The organism is Psittacicella gerlachiana, assembly GCF_003585965.1.
Classification (GTDB): Bacteria; Pseudomonadota; Gammaproteobacteria; order Enterobacterales; family Psittacicellaceae; genus Psittacicella; species Psittacicella gerlachiana.
Map to the genome: position 1 here is coordinate 1 of NZ_NRJF01000221.1, position 8,031 is coordinate 8,031.

Here is an 8,031-nt window from a genome sequence, read left to right on the forward strand (position 1 = left end):
TTTAAAATTTTTTAATTTAGAATTGATAATTTACTTGTGAAACCATTAGTCATTTATAGTTTGATCATTTTATGTTTTTTATTCTTTCCGACTATATTGATTCTGTTTACTTGAAGCCGTGGATTTATTTCCACGGCTTTAAGCATATTTTTTAAGATAAATGGATAAAGTATTACTTTGCGATCTATACCAATGCAATCTGCAGAGAAAAAATTAAAAATAATTGGGGAATTACTTGCTCATTTAATCGATAAATCCTTATAAAAAGTAAGGGTTAATTGTTTGAAGATAGTACCTATTTTAAGTATTTTGCTTGTTGAAATAACGGTAGATTCGTAGTTTTATGTAAATTTCATTGAAAAATTAGTAGCCAAAAAATTTTGTGATTTTTTCAGGAAAAACCGTGATCAATTTCGCAAAATACAAAAGTTTTTCCGAGGATTTTTCAGGATTTTTGATCGTTGGCGATCAGTTACACTTGGTGCTTAAGGTAGTTTGTGTTTATTTATCAAGGGGTTGATTAATATTTTATCTTGTAAAAAGGAAGAATTGTAAGAAAAATACCGAGAAATGCTTTGGTTTTTTAGGTCTTGCAAAATTTAGCTAAAACCAAGTAAACTAGAACCAAGAAATAAAAAAGCAAATGAAACTGAGGTTTCTGCAAAAAGATTGTTTAGAAAACTTAACTAGGTTGTTCTTTTTAAACCAGTGTCTTTTGCTTAGTTGAGTTTGTTTTATTTCAGCAAATTATTTTTACGATCTTAGCCGAGGCTAAATCTTTCTTAAAAGGTCTTACTCCCAGAATAAAGTGGGTATAAAGAGATTTCTTTATACAAATTGAGATAATAGCTTAATTGCAAAGCTTTGCATTAAGTTTTTAAAAGTGAGACTAAAATATGACCCAAATGATGAAAGCAGCGGTATTCATTGAAAAAGATCGCATTGAAGTTGTTGATAAAAAAATTCCTGATGTAGGTCCAAATGATGCGTTAATTCGTATTACGACAACTACAATTTGCGGTACAGACGTACATATTCTTAAAGGTGAATATCCAGTTGCTAAAGGATTAACTGTTGGTCATGAGCCAGTGGGGATAATTGAAAAATTAGGCTCAAATGTAAAAGGCTATCATGAAGGACAGCGTGTAATTGCTGGAGCAATTTGTCCTAGCTTTACTTCATATCCTTGTCAAGACGGTTTCCCATCTCAAGATGGTTCTTATTTATTAAACGAAGATGGCACTTGTTCATGTCACGGTTATAAAGCAACAGCAGGTTGGCGTTTTGGTAACATTATTGATGGAACGCAAGCAGAATATGTATTAGTTCCTGATGCACAAGCTAACTTAGCACCAATTCCTGACGGCTTAACTGATGAAGAAGTTTTAATGTGTCCTGATATTATGTCAACTGGTTTTGTGGGTGCGGAAAATGCAAACATTAAAATTGGTGATATAGTTGCAGTATTTGCACAAGGTCCTATAGGTTTATGTGCAACTGCGGGGGCTAAATTAAGAGGGGCAAGTGTAATTATTGCAATTGATGGAAATGATGAACGTCTAGCGATTGCTAAATCTTTAGGAGCGACTGTAACGCTTAACTTCCGTAATTGTGATGTAGTTGACGAAATTATGAAGTTAACTGCAGGTCGTGGGGTAGATTCTGCAATTGAAGCTTTAGGTTCACAAAGAACCTTTGAACAAGCTTTAGCGATCTTAAAACCAGGCGGTACTCTATCTAGCTTAGGCGTATATTCTAACGATTTAACTATTCCGTTAAAATACTTTGCTGCTGGTTTAGGGGATCACACAATTCGTACGGCATTATGTCCTGGTGGTAAAGAAAGAATGCGTCGTTTACTAAATGTAGTGAACTCAGGTGCAGTAGATCTTAAACCATTAGTAACTCATACTTATGCTTTAGAAGATATAGTTGAAGCTTACGATTTATTCGCAAATCAACGTGACGGCGTACTAAAAGTTGCAATAAAACCTCATAAAGAATAATATTACTTTCCTTGTCTATTTTTGTGTTACTAGAGTTTAACTTTAGTTTGATAAGAGATTGATTAACAGGAGTAAATATTCTAAGCAATATCATACAAAACCTGTTAATATAATAAGAGAAAGAATTCTTATTTATTTATGAGATAGAATAGGGAACGAGCTTAAAAGCAAAGCTTCCCTATTCTCTCTTTCTTAAGTTTAGTATTAAAAAAATTCTAACAGTTCTGAGTTTAAATGTTAATTTAAAATGCAGAAATAAAGTTAGAAGTGGAGGTTTCTATGTCAAAAGAATTAGTTGGAGCTCAAGTGCAAGAACGCCCTGCAACTTTTTTAAATCGTTTAAGTGTAGCTTTATTAGCAACGGTAGTAGTGCTAGTAGCAACTGCGGTTTCTGTAGGTTTAGTGTTACTTGCTTCGGCAATTTTAGGTTTTTTACTTTCAGTAGCTGTAGCGGTGGTAACTGCAGTAGCAGTAGCTGGAGTATTTGTTGTTGCTGCAACAAAACTAGGAATTATCTTTAATGATTTACGTAAAGGTAAATAATTTATTTAAACAAAATTAAGACACTGGTTTATAGTTATCCAATTTGGATGAGTATAAACCACTTTTTTATGCCTTAAAGTTACAATTTGGCACGATCTCTAAGAAGTTATATTCTTTGTTAGCTAGCTTAAATTTCAATTTATAGTTTTATTTTAGTTTCAATTTGTAGTTTAATTTAAGTTCCAATTCACATGGTATCTAAGTCAAAATCGATGGTTATGCTTTTATAAATTTAGTGCTGTAAATTTATAAAAGCATCAACATAAAGATGGCCAGTTTTATTTGTTTCCTAGAGAACAAATAAAAAATTAGATCATTGAATCTAATTTCCCCCGAGAGCAATGTAAACATTAAACGAATATAGACATTAAACTAATGTCTTGTTAAACTAATATTTGACTTGTTTACTCATGTATTGCACAAAGTTTTTTAAAGTTTCACAATTTGTTTAGCAAATCAAAGCTTTTTCTTTGCAAATCTTTAAAAAATAATTACATTATTTTGCAAAAGATAAAATAGGTATAGATAAACTTTAAGTTAATCTCAACCTAAGTTATTAAAAATTAAAGTAAAAGTTTGAGTTGTTAAAACTTTAAATATTTTGGCACTTAAAATTTTGTTGTACTTGGGCGAGCAAGCAAATAGGTTTACAATATGCTCATAATAGATGACTACTAAAAAAATTTAAGTCTCGCATGCAACTTGGATTTTTTAGGAGTCAGTGACTTAGACTGTACTGAGGTACATAGGCGTCACATGTTCTTTACCAAACCCATAGTTCAAATATTTTGTAAGTGAGTTTTACTTACTAAAGGAGTAAAAAACATGACTAAAATGATGAAAGCTGCTGTAGTAAACCAAGCGGGTAATGATGTAGAAGTAGTAGAGAAAGCAGTCCCTACTCCAGGCATTGGTGAAGCCTTAGTAAAAGTGGAATACTGTGGTGTGTGCCATACGGATTTACACGTTGCCGCTGGTGATTATGGTAAGAAACCAGGTGTTGTTTTAGGTCACGAAGGTATAGGTAAAGTGGTTGAATTAGGTGAGGGAGTACACAACCTTAAAGTAGGTGATCGTGTTTCCATTGCTTGGTTCTTCAGTGGTTGTGGTACTTGTGAATACTGTACAACAGGACGTGAAACCTTCTGTCGTTCCGTAAAAAATGCAGGTTATTCTGTGGACGGTGCCATGGCTGAATACTGTGTAGTAGAAGCTAATTATGCGGTAAAAGTTCCTGATGGTTTAGATCCAGTACAAGCATCTTCGATTACTTGTGCAGGGGTTACAACCTACAAGGGCGTAAAAGTATCTAATGTAAAAGCAGGGCAATGGTTAGTTGTATTTGGAGCTGGTGGTTTAGGTAACCTCGGCGTACAATATGGTGCTAAAGCTATCGGAGCTCGTGTGATTGCTGTAGATATTAATGACGATAAATTAGCTCTCGCAAAAGAAGTTGGTGCAGAGTACGTAGTAAATGGTAAAACTGAAGATGCGGTTAAACGTGTTTTAGAAATTACCAATGGTGGGGCACATGGGGTACTAGTAACTGCAGTATCTAAAGTTGCCTTTAACCAAGCTATTGAATGTGTACGTCCAGGCGGTCGTGTAGTATGTATTGGTTTACCACCTGATACTATGGATTTATCTATCCCACGTATTGTTTTCGATGGTATTGAAGTTGTAGGTTCACTAGTAGGAACTCGTGAAGACCTAGCTGAAGCTTTCGAATTTGGTCGTCGTGGTTTAGTTGTGCCGGTAGTAGAAACTTGTTCGGTTGATGATGTAAAACAAGTATTCCAAGATATGCATGATGGTAAAATCCAAGGGCGTAAAGTATTAGACTTTACTGAACATCATTGTGGTTGTGGTCATCAGCACTAAGAACTAAACTCTATGTGATTGTCACCATTAAAGCTCCTAGTTGTTTAACTAGGAGCTTTTAAGCGTGTCTGCGTTAATATGAGGATAATTCTTTATTGTACTTATGCTTTTTATCACCGTAGAATTATATAGAATTTAGTAGAGCAAGCTTTATTAGCATTGTCTGATTTTTTTTATTTTTTCTGTGTATATATCATGTGGTTTATTAGCCAATCAAAATTTCTAATTTATTACTTAGAGAACAAATTATTCTGTAATCGTAATTTGTAAATTATTTGCGATATGTTCGAAAATATTACGACTTTGGTAAGTAGCATAAGTTGGTAAACTAAATCCTAAAGCTTTAACTTGGGCTGGAGTTACTTTGTCATTTAAAGCCATAAGACTATAAGCATAGACATCGGCATCGGTACGACCACTAATAGTGTAAATAAGGTCGGTTTTGGAACAAATAAGTTGATATTTACGATCTAATTGGATAATTTCTTGGGTCGTTAATTGCTGACGAACTTGAGCACACGTATGGTAAATATTTAAGAAAGCTTCTACAGAGGCAGAGGTATAACTATTGCTTGTAAGTTGATAGTTGAGATTAAAAGGTTGATAAAACTTTTGCACGAGTAATTGTTGGAACTCAGCAAAACTTAGACTTTTGTTTTTATAGGTTTTAACAAAATCAACCAAGGTAAATTGAGTTGCAAGCTCAAGATATTGTGGATTAGCTCTGACTAAATTACGTATGGTAGTTTCATGAGTATTTTGAGCAAAGCTTGGTAAGGAAAGCAGACCAAGCAGGGAGCAAAGCAGAAGTTTACGCATAGAGAGATCCTTGAAGAAAATAAATCATGTTCAATGATTTGCTAAAGTTAATAGAGTTGACTTGAGTGAGCTTTTTAGTTGTGTTTTTTTAGGAGAACGATAAAGTTAAGCCGAGAAATTACGGTCATTTTATATAGATTTTCCTATAATTTATTTTATCATGTCTGAAGCATGAACTTGATTTTAGTTCGCCCCTAGGTAGACCTAGGGGCGATAAATTTGTTCTCTTGCACAAGAATTATGGTGGGGTTATAAATTTTAAGTACTTACTGAAAGGTTAAGTATTGATTAAAACTTTAAGAGCTTACTCTGCAACTAAATGCACTTGATACAACTTGTAGATTAACTCTTTAGTTTGGGCTTGGAGCAGATAATTATTGGTTGGGAGGCGTAAATTAAAGTCAAGTTTAAGTTTTTGCGGATCTGCACTAAAAGCTAAGAGCTCTTGTTCCGATTTACTTAAAGCTTCTTTAGTTTGTTTGCCAGCAAACTCTTGCATCTTGCCAAATAAAGCCATGGTCTGTAGGGTATCTCGATCATGATTGGCAATGAGATATATTGCCGAGATAAAGCTACAAGAATCATCGTGCTTTAATAGGGGAGCATTCTTTTGGAATAAAGCCATACAAGTATCACCAAGTTGAGCAAATTGCTCGATTTTCTTTGCTTGGTAGTAATTGTTGGTGAGAGTAAAATCTTGATTGAGTTCGGCTAAAAAAGTAGAACTCACTAGTTGTACAAAGCGAGTACTACTCATAGATTGCTGACCAGCAAATTCAGAAAAGTCGAGTAAAAAGGTTTTTACTTTAGGTACAAAATCAGGATTTTCTTGTAACAGTTGGTGGTAGTTGTTTTCTAGCTGTTTTACCGAAAGACGGCTAAGATCTTGACTCGAGGCAGAGCTTGTGAGAGTTAAAATAGCAACTACACTAAGGAAAAAGAATTTCATAGAAGTACTTATCTTTCTAAACTTAATTGGAGATTAAAAACTTTTTTAAAGTAGAGCGGAAGGTTATGTTGTCCATAATCTTCAGGTTTAAGGTAATACTTAGTAAAGGAAGTTTTTATATTTTGGTAATTAAGTAAAGCTTGGTAGATTTTTCTTTGTTCAGCACTTGGAGCTTGTAATTCTTGATACTCATCTTGTAAAGCTTCGAGAGCTAGAGTTTGTAGAGCCTCATAATTATAAGCACTGGTGGCAAAAATGGTTTGAAAGAAGAAACAATCGGTAGTGTATTTATTAAAATTGGAACTTTGTTTTGCTACCTCTTGATATTGATCACAAGTTTTAATTATCTCCATGAGATTATTAATATCTTTACTCTCATAGCTTTCAGGAGTTAAGCTATAGTTTTTATTAATTACTGCTAGATAAGCACGAGCAGTATCCATAATCTCAAAGGTATAGACTTTGCTGCCGCTGTAGTCTTCTTTGACAAAGGTATACCAATTTTTGGCAGTAGGCAAGAAATTGGAGTTTTCTTGTAGTAAATGATCTAATTTTTGTTCGAGCTCATTAGCTGTAGAGGCAAAGCTTGGCAAAATACTTAAAGCACATAAGCAAGCTAAAGAAAGTGATTTATAAATCATCAAGAGATACTCCAAAAGATATAACTTTGGTCATTTTATCATAAATTTTTAGGAGAGCAGGCAAGAAAAATGAAGAACTTTGAGTCTTCTTGACAAGCGTTTAAAACTAAGCTTTCTTGAGTAAATAACTCAATTATTACGGATGAGCTGAGGTAAAGTTATAGAAGGAAACTCTTATATTGTAAGTTAGGGAGAAGAGAAATTACAAAGAGGATAAAAGGTATATTAAAGAATGACCATGAAAGATAAATGAAGAATGAAGAGGAAAAAAAGTGAGTTTTCTTTAGGTTTTGATAATCAATGGAGTATAGAAAAAGTGCAAATTAATTAGGTATGAAGTTAAATTGAAAAATCTTCAGCAGAGAAAAATATTAGTTATAGAAAAAATTACTTAGTGAACTATTTAGTATGGTTATCAGAGCAGAAGAGAAAATATTTGGAATTAACAGTTTCTAATTATTTGTAATGCTATAATTTTTTTAGAGGCAATAAATAATTTTTAAATTTGTGAAGATTAAAAAATTTTTAAGAGCTTGGTTACTTTTTATCTCAATTATAAGAGCAATACTTATTTGCAAAGGATTAAATTATGGCATTACAAACTCTTCCTTTTATGGCAAATGTAAAACTACATCTAAATCTTATATTTAAGATCAATTACCGTGAAAATCGTTTAAGTTTTTTCTATGCTCTTTTGGTTTTTAATCTGTTGATTCCGCTTACGATCAGCATAGTTTTTTATCTCATCATGTTCTTATTAGCTGGTAGTTCTAGTTTTGACTATGATACCGCTTTTAGTAGTATCTTGGTTTATTTGATCGTGATATTTTTGTATGGGATTTTTGCTTTGCTGGTTATGATTACGGCTGCGGTAAGAAGATTGCATGATTTAGGGCAATCTGGTTGGGTAGCATTATGGTTGTTTCTTGCTAGTATTATTTTGTCATTTGTATATATAGGTTCAAATATTACTTTAGGGTTTACTCTTTATTTAGGGTTTACTTTATACTTACTTCTTGCTAATACTAAAGCAGAAGCTCATAGATTTAGTGAACTAAGCAATCCTTTTCTTATTGAAACAAAATAGACTTTAATTAAGATTTCAATTAATTAAGACTTTTATTAACCTTAGAGGTCTTAGTAAAAGTTATTTATTCTTTTAATCTAACGAGAAAAATAGTTTGTTTTAAGG

7 protein-coding genes are annotated in these 8,031 nt (G+C 32.9%); 4 read left to right on the forward strand and 3 right to left on the reverse strand.

Annotated features, from left to right (window positions below; genetic code table 11):
- The first annotated feature begins 896 nt into the window (after window positions 1–896).
- The 3 genes from CKF59_RS06805 (at window position 897) to adhP (ending at window position 4,430) form a co-directional block, all read left to right on the forward strand.
- Window positions 897–2,006: an NAD(P)-dependent alcohol dehydrogenase gene (locus CKF59_RS06805; protein ID WP_119535188.1), complete on the forward strand. Its 1,110-nt coding sequence runs from the start codon at window positions 897–899 to the stop codon at window positions 2,004–2,006.
- Between the two features lie 279 nt (window positions 2,007–2,285).
- Window positions 2,286–2,549 (forward strand): hypothetical protein, encoded by a 264-nt coding sequence (locus tag CKF59_RS06810; protein WP_119535189.1) that lies wholly within the window; start codon window positions 2,286–2,288, stop codon window positions 2,547–2,549.
- Between the two features lie 825 nt (window positions 2,550–3,374).
- Window positions 3,375–4,430, forward strand: coding sequence for an alcohol dehydrogenase AdhP (adhP, locus tag CKF59_RS06815; RefSeq protein WP_245959289.1), 1,056 nt, complete (start codon window positions 3,375–3,377; stop codon window positions 4,428–4,430).
- A 246-nt stretch (window positions 4,431–4,676) separates the two neighbouring features.
- Here the strand turns inward: adhP and CKF59_RS06820 are convergent, their stop codons facing one another.
- The 3 genes from CKF59_RS06820 to CKF59_RS06830 form a co-directional block, all read right to left on the reverse strand.
- Window positions 4,677–5,249 carry a hypothetical protein gene (locus CKF59_RS06820; protein ID WP_119535190.1) on the reverse strand — a complete coding sequence of 191 codons (573 nt, stop codon included), beginning with the start codon at window positions 5,247–5,249 and terminating at the stop codon, window positions 4,677–4,679.
- Window positions 5,250–5,553: 304 nt separating this feature from the next.
- A complete protein-coding gene (locus tag CKF59_RS06825) occupies window positions 5,554–6,198 on the reverse strand; it encodes a hypothetical protein (RefSeq protein ID WP_119535191.1) in 645 nt (214 codons plus the stop codon).
- An 8-nt stretch (window positions 6,199–6,206) separates the two neighbouring features.
- On the reverse strand, window positions 6,207–6,839 hold the full coding sequence (locus CKF59_RS06830) for a hypothetical protein (protein ID WP_119535192.1): 633 nt from the start codon (window positions 6,837–6,839) through the stop codon (window positions 6,207–6,209).
- A gap of 589 nt (window positions 6,840–7,428) precedes the next feature.
- Between CKF59_RS06830 and CKF59_RS06835 the strand changes: the two genes are divergently transcribed.
- Entirely contained in the window at window positions 7,429–7,926 is a 498-nt protein-coding gene (locus CKF59_RS06835) for a DUF805 domain-containing protein (RefSeq protein WP_119535193.1), read from the forward strand.
- The last annotated feature ends 105 nt before the right edge of the window (window positions 7,927–8,031 follow it).